At 67.2% G+C, this 17,723-nt stretch carries 15 protein-coding genes; 9 read left to right on the forward strand and 6 right to left on the reverse strand.

Features of this window, described 5'->3' with window-relative positions; translation table 11 throughout:
• Window positions 1-305: 305 nt before the first annotated feature.
• The 4 genes from LZC94_43370 to LZC94_43385 all read left to right on the forward strand — a co-directional run bounded on the left by LZC94_43370 (window position 306) and on the right by LZC94_43385 (window position 3,489).
• Window positions 306-890 (forward strand): hypothetical protein, encoded by a 585-nt coding sequence (locus LZC94_43370; protein WXB14653.1) that lies wholly within the window; start codon window positions 306-308, stop codon window positions 888-890.
• A gap of 63 nt (window positions 891-953) precedes the next feature.
• Window positions 954-1,271 carry a cell division protein ZapA gene (locus tag LZC94_43375; protein ID WXB14654.1) on the forward strand — a complete coding sequence of 106 codons (318 nt, stop codon included), beginning with the start codon at window positions 954-956 and terminating at the stop codon, window positions 1,269-1,271.
• The gene (locus tag LZC94_43380; GenBank protein WXB14655.1) at window positions 1,268-2,518 is read left to right on the forward strand and encodes an 8-amino-7-oxononanoate synthase; all 1,251 of its coding nucleotides are present in this window, start codon (window positions 1,268-1,270) and stop codon (window positions 2,516-2,518) included. The genes LZC94_43375 and LZC94_43380 overlap by 4 nt, the downstream gene beginning before the upstream one ends.
• Before the next feature lie 35 nt (window positions 2,519-2,553).
• The gene (locus LZC94_43385) at window positions 2,554-3,489 is read left to right on the forward strand and encodes a dethiobiotin synthase (protein WXB14656.1); all 936 of its coding nucleotides are present in this window, start codon (window positions 2,554-2,556) and stop codon (window positions 3,487-3,489) included.
• Window positions 3,490-3,513: 24 nt separating this feature from the next.
• Here the strand turns inward: LZC94_43385 and mgrA are convergent, their stop codons facing one another.
• A complete protein-coding gene (gene mgrA / locus LZC94_43390; GenBank protein WXB14657.1) occupies window positions 3,514-4,551 on the reverse strand; it encodes an L-glyceraldehyde 3-phosphate reductase in 1,038 nt (345 codons plus the stop codon).
• Window positions 4,552-4,706: 155 nt separating this feature from the next.
• On the opposite strand from mgrA, the gene LZC94_43395 reads away from it, so the two are divergent.
• Window positions 4,707-5,489 carry an arginase family protein gene (locus tag LZC94_43395; protein WXB14658.1) on the forward strand — a complete coding sequence of 261 codons (783 nt, stop codon included), beginning with the start codon at window positions 4,707-4,709 and terminating at the stop codon, window positions 5,487-5,489.
• A 6-nt stretch (window positions 5,490-5,495) separates the two neighbouring features.
• Here LZC94_43395 and LZC94_43400 read toward each other — a convergent pair whose 3' ends face one another.
• Window positions 5,496-6,125, reverse strand: coding sequence for an ABC transporter ATP-binding protein (locus LZC94_43400; GenBank protein ID WXB14659.1), 630 nt, complete (start codon window positions 6,123-6,125; stop codon window positions 5,496-5,498).
• Between the two features lie 105 nt (window positions 6,126-6,230).
• Between LZC94_43400 and LZC94_43405 the strand changes: the two genes are divergently transcribed.
• Window positions 6,231-7,193 carry a MoxR family ATPase gene (locus LZC94_43405; GenBank protein ID WXB14660.1) on the forward strand — a complete coding sequence of 321 codons (963 nt, stop codon included), beginning with the start codon at window positions 6,231-6,233 and terminating at the stop codon, window positions 7,191-7,193.
• On the opposite strand, the gene LZC94_43410 is transcribed toward LZC94_43405, so the two are convergent.
• Entirely contained in the window at window positions 7,165-7,722 is a 558-nt protein-coding gene (locus LZC94_43410) for a hypothetical protein (GenBank protein WXB14661.1), read from the reverse strand. The genes LZC94_43405 and LZC94_43410 overlap by 29 nt on opposite strands.
• 253 nt (window positions 7,723-7,975) lie before the next feature.
• On the opposite strand from LZC94_43410, the gene LZC94_43415 reads away from it, so the two are divergent.
• A complete protein-coding gene (locus tag LZC94_43415; GenBank protein ID WXB14662.1) occupies window positions 7,976-8,809 on the forward strand; it encodes a DUF58 domain-containing protein in 834 nt (277 codons plus the stop codon).
• 2 nt (window positions 8,810-8,811) lie between these two features.
• Window positions 8,812-11,007 carry a DUF3488 and transglutaminase-like domain-containing protein gene (locus LZC94_43420; protein WXB14663.1) on the forward strand — a complete coding sequence of 732 codons (2,196 nt, stop codon included), beginning with the start codon at window positions 8,812-8,814 and terminating at the stop codon, window positions 11,005-11,007.
• On the opposite strand, the gene LZC94_43425 is transcribed toward LZC94_43420, so the two are convergent.
• Both LZC94_43425 and clpB read right to left on the reverse strand, forming a co-directional pair.
• Complete coding sequence (locus LZC94_43425) at window positions 10,994-11,497, reverse strand: hypothetical protein (GenBank protein ID WXB14664.1); 504 nt, start codon at window positions 11,495-11,497, stop codon at window positions 10,994-10,996. The two genes, LZC94_43420 and LZC94_43425, sit on opposite strands and share 14 nt — an antisense overlap.
• Before the next feature lie 234 nt (window positions 11,498-11,731).
• Complete coding sequence (gene clpB / locus LZC94_43430) at window positions 11,732-14,344, reverse strand: ATP-dependent chaperone ClpB (protein WXB14665.1); 2,613 nt, start codon at window positions 14,342-14,344, stop codon at window positions 11,732-11,734.
• A gap of 169 nt (window positions 14,345-14,513) precedes the next feature.
• Between clpB and LZC94_43435 the strand changes: the two genes are divergently transcribed.
• Window positions 14,514-15,107: a Uma2 family endonuclease gene (locus tag LZC94_43435; protein ID WXB14666.1), complete on the forward strand. Its 594-nt coding sequence runs from the start codon at window positions 14,514-14,516 to the stop codon at window positions 15,105-15,107.
• Window positions 15,108-15,183: 76 nt separating this feature from the next.
• Here the strand turns inward: LZC94_43435 and gyrB are convergent, their stop codons facing one another.
• Complete coding sequence (gene gyrB, locus LZC94_43440; GenBank protein ID WXB20322.1) at window positions 15,184-17,721, reverse strand: DNA topoisomerase (ATP-hydrolyzing) subunit B; 2,538 nt, start codon at window positions 17,719-17,721, stop codon at window positions 15,184-15,186.
• Window positions 17,722-17,723 lie beyond the last annotated feature (2 nt).

Raw genomic sequence — 17,723 nt, forward strand, 5'->3', positions numbered from 1 at the left:
CGCGCCCGCGGCACGACGGGCGCGTTCGAGCATTTGCGGCCGCCGACGGATGCGTTCGAGCCGGCACGATGTTCGCGGGGCGCCTTTCCGGCACCTGCGGCGGGGGCCTTTCCGGCGTGTGCAGCAGGCGCGCACCTGGAGTCCACGTGACGTTTTCCCGCGTACGTTCCGGCACCGGCGACGGGCGTCTTCAAAGCCCCGCGCCGCTCGCGCGCGCTTGCGCGCCCTACCGGCCTTCGCGACACACCTTCCGCACCCCCGCGCGGACGACTGTGTACGAATTCATTGCCCGCAACGCGGAAGCGGTGGAACATCGCCCTCCCGTGCTCACCCGGCGAACCCTCCCCACGGTCGCGCTGTATCTCGCCGCAATCACTTGGACCTCCGGGCCCGCGCAAGCGGCACCGCAAATCAGCACAGGCGCGACCATCGGCGGCGCCGTCACCGATCTCCGCTTGGACGACGGCCCCCACTCCGCCTTTCACCTCGGCGCCCGGGGCGACCTGTTTCTCCTTCGAAACAGCGAGCGCGATATTGGCGTCGGCCCCTTCGTCGAAGTGCTGACCGCCGCCTTCGACACCCTGGAGACGGGCGGCGGCGCCTCGGTGCTGCTCCCCATCTTCTCGTCGTTTCCCGTGATCCTCTCGGGCGGCGCCTACGCCCGTCGAGCCCCATCGCTGGGTTGGGAGGGGGGCGTCTCCACGACCCTGTTCTTTGGGGCCATGGGGTACAACTTCCACTCCACGTATGAGATGCAGAACGGCCTCTTCGTCTCCGGCCGCTACGGCTTGGGGGACGGCCACCAGGGCGATGTCATCATTGGCGCACGACTGGATTTGATGCTTTTTGCACTCCCGGCCATCTTCCTCTACGAGGCCATCGCGCACTGACGCGCGACGGCGCGCGCTGACGCGTTTGTGGTGGGAAAGCCCAGGCGGGACTATGGTGGGTCGATGGATCGTCGCGCCATTCAGCTGCAGATCGGCGGACAACGCTACAAGGTGCACAGCACCTCGTCCGAAGCCGAACTGACCCGCTTGGCCGCAGCGGTCGATGCCAAAGTTGCCGAGCTCACCCCCCGCGGGCGGGCGCCGGCCGATCAAACGATCGTCCTCGCGGCGATCGCGCTTGCGCATGACCTCGAGCAAGAACGGGCGCGACGGCGAGTGTTCGAGGTCAAAGTTCGAGATCTTCTTCGACGCATTCTTCTGCGGATCGACAACGCGCTCGAGTCCAACACCGCGGAAGAGGAAGGTGCACGTTCCGAATGATATCCGTGGATGGTGGCGCAGAGAGCCAGGGCCGGGGAGTCGATCCCCACGACGACGAGGAGGCCCCGGCCATGTTTCACGTGAAACATTCTCTCGGCGATAGCGATATTCCCGTCTCCAGCCAGGTTCCCCCTGCCCTGGCCCATCTCTCCGACGCCATCGACGATCTCCGGCGTCGCGACCTGCTCCGTGAGCGCCACGCCCCGCTCGACCCGACCTCCGTCTCCTTCTGCTCCAACGATTACCTTGGCCTTGCGAGCGCCCCCCTCACGGGGCACACCCCCCGCGGCGCCGGCGCCTCCCGCCTCCTTGCCGGCGAGCGCGCCGCCCACGGCGATCTCGAGCGCGCCCTTTCCCGCTGGCTCCGCACCGACGACACGCTCCTCTTCTCCAGCGGCTATGCCGCCAACCTTGGAACCGTCGCCGCGCTCGCTCAGCCGGGCGATGTCATCATCAGCGACGCCTTGAACCACGCATCGCTCATCGATGGCTGTCGCCTCTCACGCGCCCAGGTCGTCGTCACCCCCCACCTCGATCTCGAGGCCGTGGCACGCGCCATCGACGAGGCCGGCACCCGCAGAGTTTGGGTCGTCGTGGAGTCCTACTACGGCATGGATGCCGACTCCCCCGACCTCCTTGCGCTGCGGGCCCTCTGCGACCGCACCGGAGCCGCCCTTATCGTCGATGAGGCGCACGCCCTTGGCATTTTTGGCCCCGATGGACGCGGCCGATGCGCCGAGGTCGGTGTCGTCCCCGATGTTCTCATGGGCACCTTGGGCAAGTCGTTTGGACACAGCGGAGCGTTCGCCGCCGGATGCCGAACCTTGACCACATGGCTCTGGAACCGAGCCCGCTCCTTTGTCTTCTCCACCGGCATCAGCCCTGCCCTCGCGGCCAGCGCCAAGCGCGCGCTCGACCAATCCATCGCCGAGCCTTGGCGGCGGCGGACCGTCCTCTCGCACGCCAACCACCTCCGCGAGTCCCTCGACGCGATGGGCCTCACGGTCCTGGGCTTCGGGCACATTCTTCCCATCGTCATCGGCGACGCCGCCGCAGCCGTCGCGGCGGCGAGCTCCTTGGCCGCCCATGGCCTCCATGTGCACGCGGTTCGACCGCCCACGGTGCCGATTGGGACCTCGCGGCTCCGGTTGACGGTGACCGCACGTCACACCGATGCCCACATTGAAAACGCCATCCGGGCTCTTAGCCTTGTCCTTGCCACTTCTCTCGAAGAGCCCAATCCTTAGGTAAGGGGCTTCGGTCTACGAAGGGGGGGTTCGCCTTGAAACGCATTGTCGTCACCGGCACGGGTAGCAGCGTCGGAAAAACGCATCTTACCTGCGCACTGGCGCGCTCCTTTGCCGCCCAGAAGCTGCGCGTCGCCGCCTTCAAACCCATCGACACGGGCATCGAGCCGGCAGGCGGCGATTATACCGATTCCGGGCAGCTCGCCGCCGTCTCAGCGTTTCACGTGAAACGTTGGCTCGACCCCGTCTACATATTTCGCGAGCCGCTCTCGCCCCATCTCGCCGCCCGCCGCGCCGGAATTTCCCTCGAGCTCCAGCCCGTCCTGGACGCCCTTCGTCTCTTCGACGGGCTGGACCTCAACATGGTCCTCGTCGAGCTGGCCGGCGGTCTCTTTAGCCCGCTCAACTCCAAAGAGACCAACGCCGACCTGGCGCTGGCCATCCACCATGCCGCCGTTCGCGCTTCCGCCACGGCCGCGCTCCAGGCTGCTCCGCTCACCCAACAAATCGCGGTCACCGCCCAGTCCGGCGCTGCAGGCAGCCCGGCCGCCGTGATCGATGCACCTGGCACGACCTCGGGCACCTGGTCCTCCTCGGCGGCTGTCTCCTCCGATAGCTTCCCCGCCACCAGCTGGTCGCGCGCAGACTCCTTTCCTCCGGGCGAGACACCCGCCAGCGGCCCTGCCACCCAGGATGACTCCCTGCCGCGCATCCTCCTCGTCGCACCCGATCGAAGCGGCGTCCTTCACGAGATCGCCGCCACCACCCGCGCGGCGGAGGCGCTCGGACTACCGCTCACCGGCATCACGTTGGTCATGCCGGAACATCCGGATGCCTCCACCGGCCTCAATGGCCCCGAGATTGGCTATGTCACCTCCGTGCCCTATCTCGGGACCTTGCGCCGCGCCCCCATCGACGTTCTCGCGAATGACCTCAAGCTGAGCGGCTTCCTCAACCGTCTCTTCGCGTAGGCATCCGCACCGCGGTGGCGGCGACTACGACTCGCTCGAGCGCGCCCAGAGGTTGATGCCCGCCTCGGTCGCGTGTCGGTCGATTTCCGACAGCTCTTCCGACGTAAAGCGGAGGTTCTGCAGCGCCGCCACGTTCTCCTCGAGCTGGGCCACCGAGCTCGCGCCGATCAGGGTGGACGTCACCCGCGCGTCGCGGAGGGACCATGCGAGCGCCATCTGCGCCAAGCTCTGCCCGCGTCTCTTGGCCACCGCGTCCAGCGCGCGGATCTTCGCCAGGTTCTCCGACGAGAGCATCGTGGAGCCCAGTGAGCTCGGACGGCTGGCGCGCGAGCCCTCGGGGATACCCGTAAGGTACTTGTCGGAGAGCATCCCCTGCGCCAGCGGCGAGAAGCCGATGCACCCCACGCCCTCCTGGGCCAAGACGTCGAGCAGCTCCCGCTCGATCCACCGGTTCAGCATCGAGTACGACGGTTGATGAATCAGCAGCGGCGTACCCATCGAACGTAGGATCTTTGCGGCCTCCGCCGTCTTCTCCGGCGAGTACGACGAGATGCCGGCGTAGAGGGCCTTACCCTGCCGCACGGCGGCATCGAGCGCGCCCATCGTCTCCTCCAGCGGGGTGTCGGGGTCGTAGCGGTGGGAGTAGAAGATGTCCACGTACGCGACCCCCATGCGGGCCAAGCTCTGGTCGAGGCTCGCGAGCAGGTACTTGCGCGAGCCCCAGTTGCCATACGGGCCGGGCCACATGTCGTAACCGGCCTTGGTCGAGATCACGAGCTCGTCCCGGTACGGACGCAGGTCCTCCGTGAGCAGCCGCCCGAAGTTCTCCTCGGCCGACCCGTACGGCGGGCCATAGTTGTTCGCCAAGTCGAAGTGCGTGATCCCGAGGTCGAACGCGCGCCGCACGATCGCGCGCCCCGTCTCGAAGGGCCGGTCGCCTCCAAAGTTGTGCCACAGGCCAAGGGAAATCAGCGGTAGCTTCAACCCGCTTCGCCCCGTTTGCCGGTAGGTCATGCGCTCGTAGCGGTCCGCGGCCGCGATGTACTCCGTTCCGTTTCCCATGCGGTCAACGTATCCGAAGCCATGCGTTTGCGCGAAATCCGATGGATTTTCGTACTCTGTTGCTCGGGCAACGACTTCACGTTTTCGTGGGTGGAAGGCTGAGGTACCTTCACCTGGACGCGTCTCGCACGTGTACCCTCGCCTCCCCGAGCACCATGAGCATTCTTCTCGTTCCGTACCATCAGGATGAGCGTCTCGCCGGCGCGAGCTTCCCCCTTGCGCCCGGTCGTGCTGTGACCACCGTCGCGCCCGAGCTTCCCCAGGGCGAGCTTTGGCCGCGCTTGCGTGCGCTCTACACGGCGGTGGCCGATGCGGTCGAGCGCGACATTCACGCGCGCGCGGACGACTCGCGGCGGGCGACGCCGATGCCGATCGTCGTGTCGGGCGACTGCCTCGTCTCCCTCGGCATCGTTGCGGGCGTTCAGCGCACGGGCGCCGATCCCGCCATCGTTTGGTTCGACGCGCATGGCGATATGCACGCGCTTCACACGTCGACCTCGGGCTATCTCGGCGGCATGGCGCTTCGCTTCGTGCTCGGGGGTCACCCGGAGCTCGCGGCGCACCACCTCGGGCTGCGCGCCATTCCGGAGGAGCGCGCGACGCTCGTCGATGCGCGCGATCTCGACCCGGCGGAGCGCGACTACTTAGCGACCGGCCGCGTTCGCCGGTGCCAGGTCGATGAAATTCGCCCGGACATCCTTCCGGACGGACCCTTGGTGATTCACTTCGATGTCGACGTCATCGATCCCGAGGAGCTCCCCGGCCTTCGCTTCCCTGCCCCGCACGGGCCCTCCGCATCCACCGTTCTCGCCGCGGTCCGGCGCATCCGCGATACGGGCCGGGTCGTCGCGATGCACGTCTCGTGTCCTTGGTACGTGCCCATGGGATCCCAAAACGACGTTCGCGCGCGCCTCCTCGAAGAAGCGATCGGCGGCTAGGACCCGCTAGGACACCACGCGACCGCGTTCGAGCCGCACGTGCACATCGCCCACGCGCGCGAACGCCGGATCGTGGGTCACCAGGATGACGACCGCGCCGCGTTTGGCCTCTTCGCGCACCACGCGCTCGAGCCGCTCCGTCGAGCGCGCGTCGAGGCCCGCGGTGGGCTCGTCGAGCAAGACCAACGATGGCGCGTGCACCAGCGCTTTTGCCACCGCGATGCGCTGCCGTTGTCCGCGGGAGTACGTTCGAATGGGACGATCGCCGAAGGACGCAAGATCGAAGCGTTCACATGCTTCGCGCCATCCTCGCTCGGCCTCGATGCCGCGCAGCTTCGCGGCCAGCATCACATTTTCGCGGCCCGACAGATCGCCGTAGGCGAGCGTCTCGTGGCCGACCCACCCGAGCACCGCGCGCACTTCGGCGTTCGTTTTCCCCAGCGCCCCGTGGTCGACCTCGCCCAAGGTCGGGCGGGCCAGGGTGCCGAGGATGCTCAGCAGCGTGGATTTTCCCGACCCGTTCGCCCCCTCGATGACCGACACGCGCCCCCCTTCGAAGCGCGCATTGACCCCTACCAGCGCACGAACCGGCCCATACGTTTTGGTCACCCCGCGGAGCTCGACGGATAACGACACGCGCCAGAGCCTCGCCTGACTGGAATCGCAGCGCAACCTTCCAATCGACTTCACGAAACGGCGCACGAGGCCGTGTTCGTTCGCGGGACGTGCTATTCTCAGCCTATGACCGCTGCGGCTGCGGTGATCTCCAACGAGCTGCCGACACTCCAGAAGCTACGCCACGCGGTCGAAAGCGCCCTCGAAGGGAAGCATGACGCCGTCGAGCTTGCCTTGGTCGCGCTGCTCGCGCGCGGGCACCTGCTCATCGAAGACGTACCCGGCGTCGGCAAAACCACCCTCGCGCGAGCCCTCGCCCGCTCCGTTGGTGGCGAGCTGCGCCGTGTGCAGTTTACAAGCGATCTTCTCCCCAGCGACGTGCTCGGCGTCTCCGTGTACGACCAGCGCTCCGGGGAGTTCGTCCTTCGCCAGGGGCCCGTCTTCGCCAACGTGCTCCTCGCCGACGAGATCAACCGCGCCAGCCCGCGCACCCAGTCCGCGCTGCTCGAGGCCATGAACGAGGGCCAGGTCTCCCTCGACGGGCAGACCATGCCCCTGCCCGACCCGTTCTTCGTCATCGCCACGCAAAATCCGCAGGATTTCGCGGGGACCTTTCCGCTCCCCGAGTCGCAGCTCGATCGCTTTTTGGTGCGCGTTCGCATCGGATACCCGCCCCCGCAGGTCGAAATGCGCCTCCTGCTCGAAGGCCACACCGACACCGCGCGCGACGTCTCCGTCGTCCTCGATCCCGCGCGCCTGGTGGCGCTGCAGCGCGAGGTGCACCGCGTCGCCTTCGATCACGCCCTCGGCAGCTACCTGCACGCGCTCATTCAAGCCACCCGCACCGCGCCCACCCTCTCACTCGGCGCATCCCCGCGCGGGGCCATCGCGCTCGCCAACGCCGCGCGTGCCCGTGCTCTCCTGCGCGGTCGCAACTACTGCATCGCGGATGACGTCCACGATCTCGCCGTCCCCGTGCTGGCGCATCGCATCCGCCTCGCCACCCACGCCGAGGGCTTCATGCCCACGCGCGACGAGGCCGAAACGGCGCTCCGCGAAATCATCGGTCGCGTTCCCGTTCCTCTCTGATCCGCCTCTGCGCCATGCCCCCGAACGCGGCTCCCACGTCGACCCCGGAACCCTCGCCAAAGGCGAGTTCGGCCGCCGCCGCGTCGGACGAGTCGGCCGCTTCGACGGCGCCCGAGTCGGCGGCGCCTGCACCGGCGTCGGGTGAGTCGCCCTCGGGGTCGGCTGCCGCCGCGGCCGGCGAGCCGTCTGCTTCGACGGCGCCCGCATCGACCGCGTCGTCTGCCTCGCTCGGGCGACCGTCCGCCGCTTCCACAGCGCCCGCATCGACCGCGTCGTCTGCCTCGCTCGGACGACCGTCGGCCGCTTCGACGGCGCCCGCATCGACCGCGTCGTCTGCCTCGCTCGGGCGACCGTCGTCTGCGCCGTCGACACCCGATTCTCCCGTTTCACCGCCTTCCGCCGCTGCACCGCCTTCCGCCGCTGCACCGCCTTCCGCGGCTGCACCACCTTCCGCCGCGGCACCGACTTCCGCCGCGGCGCCGGCGTCGGCCGGATCACCGCCCTCGACCGCGGCCTCCACGTCCCCCAAGCCAGCTCCCCCGGCACGCGACCCGCGTCGCGATCCCCGACGCCCCGACGCGCTCCACGCATCGCCTCCTCTGCGCACCTTCGTCAACGAGCCGCCCGCGCCCACCGGCATTTGGGGACGCATCCGTCATTTCTTCGTTCCACCGCGGAAGCTCAAATTCACACGCGAGGGAAAGTTCTTCGTCGGCATTACCCTTGGCGTCGGATTTGCGGCCATCAATACCGCCAACAATCTCCTTTATCTCCTCCTGGGAATGCTGCTCGCGCTCATCGTCGTCAGCGGCGTCATGAGCGAGATTTCTCTGCGCGATCTCACCGTATTGAGACGCCTCCCGCTTCGCGCCCAAGTCGGCCGCGCACACCTGGTCGAAATCGAAGTTTACAATCATAAAAAGCGCGTCCCGTCGTACGCCATCGAGGTCGAAGATCTGCGCTCGGGGCAGCCCGCCGACAAACGCTGTTTCTTCCTCAAAATCAGCCCCACATCCGCGCAAGTAGCCGCGTACCGGCGAACGCCCAGCAAACGCGGTCGCGATCTTCATATCGGCTTCCGCATTGCCACGCGTTTCCCCTTTGGTCTCTTCGAGAAGTCGCGCGAAATCAAAGCCGAAGGTGAGCTGATCATCTACCCCGCCGTGGACCCCGTGAAGCTCCGCCCCCACCCGCTCGGCCGCGTCCCCGGCACCGATGGAACGTTCGGCCGCGGCTACGGCGACGACTTTCTCGGCCTCCGCTTGATGCGCGACGGCGAAGACCCGCGCGACATCCAGTGGAAGAAGACCGCCGCCGTGGGCCAGCAGGTCCTCCGCGAGCGCGCCCGCGAGGCCCGCCCCGACGTCTCGCTCACCCTCGACACCTCCCGCCCCGAGAACGCCGGCGACGATTGGGATGCTCGCTTCGAGCGCCGCATCCGCGAAGTGGCATCCCGCGCGGTGGCGCATTTGAAGCGCGGCGACTCGGTCGCCATTCGAACCAGCTCCGGCGATGTGGCCCGAAGCGACCGATGCGCCGGCGCCGACCCCGTGCTCCGCTTTCTCGCGCTGGTGCCCTCGATCTCCACGCGCCTCGCCACCCGCCGCAAGACCTGACGATGCGCTTCGGACTCGTTCACCGCCTGATGACCGATGCCCTGGCCACCCTGGGCATCCTCGCCATCGTGAGCACCGCGGCCCTCAGCCCGTGGACCAACGCGCTGCTCATGTTTGGTCTCATCGGCGCGCTCCTGGTCCCCGAGCGCTGGCAAAGCCGCCCTGCCCTGCGCCACCTCGCCTCCGCCGGCCCGCTCGTCATCTTCGTCATTCAAGCCGCGCGCCTCGTCGCCGGCCGGCCCATGCTCGACGTCTCCGTCGAGTTTGCTGCGCTCCTCCAGATCGTACGCCTCGCGACCCGCCGCGGGGCCGCGCACGATCAGCAGATCATCGTCCTGGCGCTCCTGCACTTCGTCGCCGGCACGGTGCTCGGCGGAGGGCTCACCTACGGACTTTGTTTCCTCGGCTTCCTCGTCGTGGCCCCCGGTGCGCTGGTGCTCAGCCACCTGCGCCGCGAGGTCGAAGGAAACTACCGTCAAGGCGCGCGCGATCGCACCGGGCTCCCGGTCGACGTCCCCCGCATTTTGCGCAGCCGGCGCGTGGTGGGCCGCGGGTTCCTCGCGTCCACGTGCCTCATCTCGGTCCCCATCTTCCTCTTTACGGCGGCCCTCTTCGTCCTCTTTCCCCGCGTGGGGCTGTCGCTCCTTCTCCTGAACCACCCGCGCCCCGGGCGCATGGTCGGCTTCTCCGACCGGGTCGACTTGGGCGACGTCGGCGCGCTCCGCACGGATCTCTCGTCGGCCGTCGCCCTTCGGTTCGATGTGCCGGATCTTCCGGAGCCGCGGCCCTCGCGCATGGTCTTGCGCCTCCGCGGGACTGCCTTCGACGCCTATGACGGCCGCGCATGGCTTCGCACGCAGGCCGAACGACGCGTGGCCGACCGCGCCTTGCCCGGCTCCGAGATGTACCCGCTGGTCCGCACCCCGGACCCCGAGCACGATCGCCGCGTCACCTTCGACCTCGAGTCGCTCGATCCGCCGGTGGTCTTCCTGCCGCCGCGCACCATCGCCTTGCAGCTCCATGCGCCGAGCCAGCCCATCTTGGCCGACGCGCTCGCGCTCCAGCGCGGCCCCGAGGGCGAGGTGCGCTACTCCGGCGAGAACGCGCGCGGCCTTCGCTACGACGCCTTCCTCGCCAAGGACCGCGAGCCCATCACCGAATCGCTCTCCTTGCACGATCGCGCGCGCTACCTCGCGCTCCCGCCCGGGCTCCCGACCCGCCTTTCCATGCTCGCCCACGAGTGGACCGACGAGCTACCCAACGACTTCGCCAAGGCCAAGGTCGTCGAGGAGAAGCTCCGCACCACGTACAAATACGACTTTGGATCGCCGTCGGGCGGGACCAAGCAGCCCGTCGACCACTTCCTCTTCGAGTCCAAGCGCGGTCACTGCGAGTTCTTCTCCACCGCCATGGCCGTCCTCCTCCGCGAGATCGGCATCCCCACCCGCAATGTCACGGGCTTCGTCGGCGGAACGTACAACCGCTTCGGCCGCTACTACGCCGTTCGCCAGGCCGACGCGCACTCGTGGGTCGAGGTCTACATCGACGATCCGCTCCACCCCGGGTGGCACACGTTCGATCCAACACCCCCGGCCGGCGCGCAGCCGCTCGAGGACACCACGGGCGCCGTCGTCTACATGCGCGATCTCGTGGAGGCGCTCTCGCAACGGTGGAACCGCTATGTCGTGGGCTACGATCTGCGCACGCAGGTGCACCTCTTCGAGGACGCCACCCGCCGCTACGAGCGGTTTCGCGTGCAGACGGGGCTCAATCACGGCCCGCTCGGGTACCTCACGCGCGCACCCGTGCTGGCCGCGCTCCTGCTCCTCGCCTCGTTCGTCGCGTACATTCTATGGAAGCGCCGCCGGCGGGGAAGGCGAACCACGGAGCGCGCGGGGCCCAAGACGTCGACCGAGAAGCGCCTGGAGAGCGCCGCAGCCCTCTACCGTGCCCTCGATGGCGCACTTTCCGCGCAGGGCATCGGACGGCCTGCGGCGCTTCCACCGCTCGCCCACGCGGAGCATCTGCGCAGGAACCAACATCCGCTCGCCGACGAAATTTTCGCGCTGACCGAGCTCTATCTCGAGGCCCGCTTCGGGGGTGTGTTTCTAACACCTGAAGCAACGCGCGATTTTGAGCGGCGGGTGCGCATGATTCGCGCGACCCGCCCCGACAACACCAACGTCACACGAGTGTAACGTGTGTACGGTCGCCGTCGCGCGATGCGCGCGCGATTCCGCTCAAGGCGTCGGCCGAGGGACGCGCCATGCGCCCGTCGAACTCCAGATCCGGGCGGCCGCGTTCGATCCAGGCGACGACGACCGGCGCCTGGGCACGCTCCGTCACCTGATGGTCACGAAGCTCCACCAAGTCGATCCGCACGCCCTGGCGCAACTCGGCCGCGGTGACCGCGCGTTGCATCGACGCAACGGGCTTGGCACCGGGACGATGCGGATCGCGATGTCCATCGTAGGTCTGCACGATCAGCCGATAATCTTCGTCGGCCCGCAGATCTCGAAGTCCTCCGTCCGCTGCACGAACCTCGGCGTGCACCGTGGCTGCGGCAGCGTCGACACCGAACGTGGTGGCGGCGAGGATCGCCATCCACGAGACGTTCTTCTGCGCCAGGCGCGCGATGCGCGCGACCCGGGGCAACTTGCCATTCACCGTTCGCTTGCGGGATGCCATGGGAACGCCGACTACTTCTGCGAAAGGCGTGCCACTCTTGGAAACCACTCGGTTCCTTTCGCGCATGCTGTTTCTACGCGCCAAAAGCCCGAAGGTTTTGCGGCAGACGTGCTTCGGGCCCGCAACCTGGAACCAAGTTGCGAGCCCGAAGCCACCGCGACCCAACGCCTGTGAAGCAACCGGTGGGGGGCGTGTGTGTCTCAAGCGACACACAACGCATTTCCGCCCCGCCAACTAATTTTGGATCTCGGATCGAAATGTCAGCCCATCGCTCCCGCGGTCCACGAGGATGGTCGTTCCGGCCGGAAAATCGCCCGCAAGAACTCGCTTCGCCAGTGGATCCTCCAGGTAGCGCACCATGGCGCGCTTGAGCGGGCGGGCGCCGTACTGCGGATCCCAGCCCACCTCGCCGAGGTAGTCCTTGGCCGCATCGGTCACCTCGACCCTCAGGTCGCGCCGATCGAGCCGCGCTTGGAAGCGTCGCAGCTGGATGTCGACGATGGACCGGATCTCGGTGCGCTTCAGCGGCTCGAACACGACGATCTCGTCGAGCCGGTTCACGAACTCCGGCCGGAACGCTTTGCGCACTTCATCCATGGCCGCACGGCGGAGCAGCTCGCGCTTGTCGTCCGGCTCAAAGTCTCCGCGCGCTTCGATGGCCTGCATCTGCGCGGAGGCGATGTTGCTCGTCAGGATGATCACGGTGTTCTTGAAGTCGACCGTGCGCCCTTGCCCGTCGGTGAGGCGGCCGTCGTCGAGCACCTGGAGGAGCACGTTCCACACGTCGGCGTGGGCCTTCTCGACCTCGTCGAAGAGGACCACCGAGTAGGGACGGCGACGCACGGGCTCGGTGAGCTGGCCGCCTTCCTCGTAGCCGACATAGCCCGGCGGCGCGCCGATCAGGCGCGAAACCGTGTGCTTTTCCATGTACTCGCTCATGTCGAGGCGCAACATGGCGCGCTCTTCATCGAACAGGTACTCGGCCAGCGCGCGCGCCAGCTCCGTCTTGCCGACGCCCGTGGGGCCCAGAAAGAGGAAGCTCCCGATGGGCCTCCGATCGTCGCCCAAACCGGCCCTGGAGCGCCGCACGGCGTTGGCCACGGCCTCCACGGCCGCTTCTTGGCCGACCACCCGCTTGCGCAGGGCTTCTTCGATGTGAAGCAGCTTCTGCATTTCGCCTTGGAGCATCTTGGTGATGGGGATACCCGTCCACTTCGACACGATGGCGGCCACGTCGTTGTCCGTGACCTCCTCGCGCAAGTACGACGTCTTCTCCTGCACCTTGCCCAAGGTGCGCCGCAGCTCCTCGATGCGCTTGTCGAGCTCGGGGATCTTCCCGTACTTGATCTGCGCGGCCCGACCGAGATCGCCCACGCGCTCCGCGTTCTCCTGCTCGGCGCGAAGGGTCTCCAGCTCCGGCTGCGCCTTCCGAATCTGCTCGATGATCTCCTTCTCGCGGAGCCATTGCGCGCGCATGGCGCTCGACTTTTCCTCCAGCTCCGCCAGCTCCCGGCCCACAGCCTCGAGCCGCGCCTTGGAGGCCGGATCGCGCTCCTTCTTCAGCGCTTGCTGCTCGATCTGCAGCTGCATCACCTTGCGCTGAAGGGAGTCGATCTCGGACGGCATGCTGTCGACTTCCATTTTGATCTTCGCGGCCGCCTCGTCGATCAAGTCGATGGCCTTGTCCGGGAGGAAGCGCTCGGTGAGGTACCGATCCGAGAGGGTGGCCGCCGCCACCAGCGCCGCGTCTTGGATGCGGATGCCGTGGTGAATCTCGTAGCGCTCCTTGAGGCCGCGCAGGATGGCGATGGTGTCCTCCACCGTCGGCTGGGACACGAACACCGGCTGGAAGCGCCGCTCGAGCGCGGCGTCCTTCTCGATGCGTTTTCGATATTCGTCGAGCGTGGTCGCGCCGATGCAGCGCAGCTCTCCGCGCGCCAGCGCGGGCTTCAAGAGGTTCGCGGCATCCATCGATCCTTCGGCCGCGCCTGCGCCGACGATGGTGTGGATCTCGTCGATGAACAGGACGATCTGTCCTGCCGCGGTCTCCACCTCTTTGAGCACAGCCTTGAGCCGGTCCTCGAACTCGCCGCGGTACTTCGCGCCCGCCACCAGCGCGCCCATATCGAGCGACACCAGGCGCTTGTTCTTCAGCGACTCGGGCACGTCGCCGCGCACGATGCGCTGCGCGATGCCCTCGACGATGGCGGTCTTGCCGACGCCCGGCTCACCGATGAGGACGGGGTTGTTCTTGGTGCGGCGCGAGAGCACCTGCATCACGCGGCGGATCTCTTCGTCGCGTCCCACCACCGGATCGCTCTTTCCCTTGCGGGCGGCGTCGGTGAGGTCGCGCGTGTACTTGTCGAGCGCTTGGAATTTCCCCTCGGGATCGCGGTCGACCACGCGTTGACTCCCGCGCACCGTGGCGAGCGCCGCGAGCAAGCGGTCGTAGTTGACCTTACCCGATTGCTCCAAGAGCGATTGCACCTCGCGATCGCTCTTGGCCATGGCGAGCAGGTAGTGCTCGACCGATACGAAGTCGTCTTTGAGCGACTTCGCTTCGTCCTCGGCGCGGCGCACCATCTCCAAGGTCCGGCGTGAAAGACCTGGCTCGGCGCCGCCCGAAACCTTGGGAAAACCGTCCAACCGGCGCTCCGCCGCCGCGGCCAACTGCGCGGGATCGGCGCCGGCTTTCTGCAGCAACGGCCCGGCCACGCCGCCTTCTTGCTGGAGCATCGCGAGCAAGATGTGCTCGGGATAAAGTTCGGGGTTTCCTCGTCGCGCGGCCAAATCGAGGCCCTCGCGAAATGCCTCTTGGCTCTTCGTGGTCATACGGTCGGGACGCATGGGCTGTCCTCTCTTCGATTGTCGGTTTTGCGCGCAAGATAAGTCCCGCCGCCAACGTCGCAAGAGCAAGTGGCACGCCGGGTGTAGCGCCGGCATGGGCAGGCAAAGGCCGTCAAGGATCGGCCGGCGAAAGGGGCCGCATGTCGGAAGGCGTGGTATCGTAACGAACATGGCTGCTCATGCTCGCCGCCCGGCCACCTACGCGGACCTGCTCGCTCTGCCCGAGGACGTGCGGGCCGAGATCATCGACGGCCACATCGTAACGATGCCGGGGGCGCTGCCGAGACACTCGAAATCGCAACGAGCGATCGGCAGTTTCATCGGGAGGCCGTTCGATGACGACGATGGTTCCGGCGGGCCCGGTGGCTGGTGGATCTTTCTCGAGATTGATATCCAGCTCGGCCCCAACGTCGTACGACCCGATCTTGCTGGCTGGCGACGCGAGCGATTGCCTGACCCCGGCGACGTTCGCCCCATCCTTGTCGCACCGGATTGGATCTGCGAGATTCTGAGCCCTTCGAACACGGCGCACGACCGCGTCACCAAGCGCAGGATCTACGCTCGGCACCAGGTGCGTCACTATTGGATCGTCGATCCCATCGCACGCACCCTCGAGACGCTCACCTTGGAAGGGGAGCGCTGGGTGGATGCCGGAACCTTCGACGACTCCGAAACCGCCCGCGTCCCCCCCTTCGAAGCCGTCGAGCTCCCGATCGGGCGCCTCTTCCTGCCACGCTCGGAAGCAAACGACCCGCAGCCGTAAGACCGCGGGTCGTCTTTTTCGTCGCGCTGCAGCCAGCCCGCAGCCATAGCCGCGGGCCGACGGCGACGTTGCATCGTCAGATGTCGAGGTTCTTCACGTTGAGCGCATTGTCCTCGATGAACTCGCGCCGCGGCTCGACCTGATCGCCCATGAGGATGCTGAAGATCTGGTCCGTCTGCACCGCGTCGTCGAGGCGCACCTGCAGCATCACCCGCGCGTTGGGATCCAACGTGGTCTCCCAGAGCTGCTCGGCGTTCATCTCACCCAGACCCTTGTAGCGCTGCAGCTGCAAGCCTTTGCGACCGCGCTCGTCGATGTAAATCCAGAGCGCATCGGGGTCTTCGATCTCCCGCTCGCCCTTGACCGCCTCCGAGGCACCCGCTTCTTCGGCGGCCGCGCCCTCTTCGGCCTCTTCGCCCTCGGCCGCCACGTCCTCCGTTGCCGCGCTCCTTTTGCTCAGATCGCGCACGAAATAGGGCGCTGGGCCCAGCGAGCGCACGTCTTGTTCGATGGCGTAGAGCTCTTCGTACTCCGCGGACTCGACCAGGTTCCAATCGACCACCGTGGGGCGCGCGGCCGAGCCGGGGCGGGGGACGACCGAAATGCGCGCCGAGCCGTGCTCCGTCTCCCAGCCCACGTCGATGGTGAGCGGGAAAATGTCCGGGTACTTCTTCTCCAGGAGCTCCCGCACCTTCGGAATGGCCCCTTCGACCTTGGCCCGATCGCGGATCTCGTTCTTGCCAATGCCGCTGGCGCGAAGCACCGCGGCCACGATGCGCGCGTCGGCGCGTCGGTCGATCTTCGAGAGCGCGCGACGGAACATGCGCAGACGCTCGGCCAGGCGAAGCAGCGGCTCGCCCGAGACCGTGGGGCCGCGCGACGAGCGGACGGCCAGATCGCGCACGCCGTGCTCGAGGAAGTAACGGTCGAGCGCCGGCTGGTCCTTGAGGTACGTGTCCTTCTTGCCGCGGCGCACGCGGAAGAGCGGCGGCTGGGCGATGTAGAGGTACCCGCGCTCGATGATCTCCGGCATGTGCCGGTAGAAGAACGTGAGCAGCAAGGTGCGGATGTGGCTTCCGTCGACGTCGGCGTCCGTCATCAGCACGACTTGGTGGTAGCGGAGCTTTTCGATGTCGAACGTTCCGCCGCTCTCGGGTGAGCCGATGCCGCAACCCAGCGCCGTGATCAACGTCCCGATTTGCTCGGACGAGATCATCTTGTCGAGGCGCGCGCGCTCCACGTTCAGGATCTTTCCGCGCAGCGGGAGGATCGCTTGGAACTTGCGGTCGCGGCCCTGCTTGGCCGAGCCACCGGCGCTGTCTCCCTCGACGATGTAAATCTCGGCCACCTCGGGGTTGCGCGACTGGCAATCGGCCAGCTTGCCCGACAAGCTCGTGATGTCCATCGCCCCTTTTCGGACGACCTCGCGCGCCTTGCGGGCCGCCTCGCGCGCCTTGGCGGCGAGGATGGCCTTCTCCATGATTTTGCGCGCCGTCGAGGGGTTCTCCTCGAAGAATTGACCCAGCTTTTCACCGATGACCGCCTCGGTGATGCCTTTGACCTCGCTCGAGACCAGCTTCGACTTGGTCTGGGAGTCGAACGACGGGTCCGGGTGCTTGACGCTGATGACCGCGGTGAGACCCTCGCGGATGTCCTCGCCCGACAGCCCGTTCTTGACCTCCTTGAAGAGGTTCTGCGCGGTGCCGTACGTGTTGAACACGCGGGTGAGCGCCGCGCGCAGACCGGTGAGGTGCGTGCCGCCGTCCTTGTTGTGGACGTTGTTGGTGTAACAGTAAATCTGCTCGGCGTAGCTGGCGTTCCACTGCAGCGCGACCTCGACCCCGATGGGGTGGCCGTCTTCCTGCGGCTGCTCCGCGTTGATGTACACGACCTTGTCGTGCACCGGCTCCTTGGCCTTGTTGAGCAGCTCCACGAACTCCCGGATGCCGCCCTTGTACTCGAACACCTCGCGGCGGTTCTGCCCCTCGCTCGCGGCGATGTTTCCACCGCTGGGGTCGCGCTCGTCGGTGAGCGTGATGATGAATCCCGCGTTGAGGAACGACAGCTCGCGCAGGCGGCTCGCCAGGACGTCGTAGCTGAACTCCGTGGTGCTGAAGATCTCCGGATCCGGCTTGAAGGTCATCTTCGTGCCGGTCTTGTCGGTGTCGCCGATGACCGCGAGCGGCGCGAGGGGAGCACCGCGACGGTACTCTTGGAAGTGCACGTGGCCTTCGCGCTTGATCTCCATCTTGAACCACTCGCTCACGGCGTTGACGGCGCTCACACCCACGCCATGCAAACCGGCCGAGACTTTGTAGCTCGAGTGGTCGAATTTGCCGCCGGCGTGCAGCACGGTCATGACGACTTCCGCCGCGCTCACCCCGCGCGCAGCCATGATGCCGGTGGGGATGCCGCGGCCATTGTCATCCACCGTGACGGAGCCATCGAAGTGAATGGTCACGTCCATGCGGGAACAGAACCCGCCCAGGTGCTCGTCGACAGCGTTGTCAACCACTTCCCACACCAGGTGGTGGAGCCCCGAGCCATCGTGCACGTCCCCGATGTACATGCCGGGGCGTTTGCGAACGGCCTCCAGCCCTTCGAGCACGGTGATGT

This window comes from Sorangiineae bacterium MSr11954 (assembly GCA_037157815.1).
GTDB lineage: Bacteria > Myxococcota_A > Polyangia > Polyangiales > Polyangiaceae > Pendulispora > Pendulispora albinea.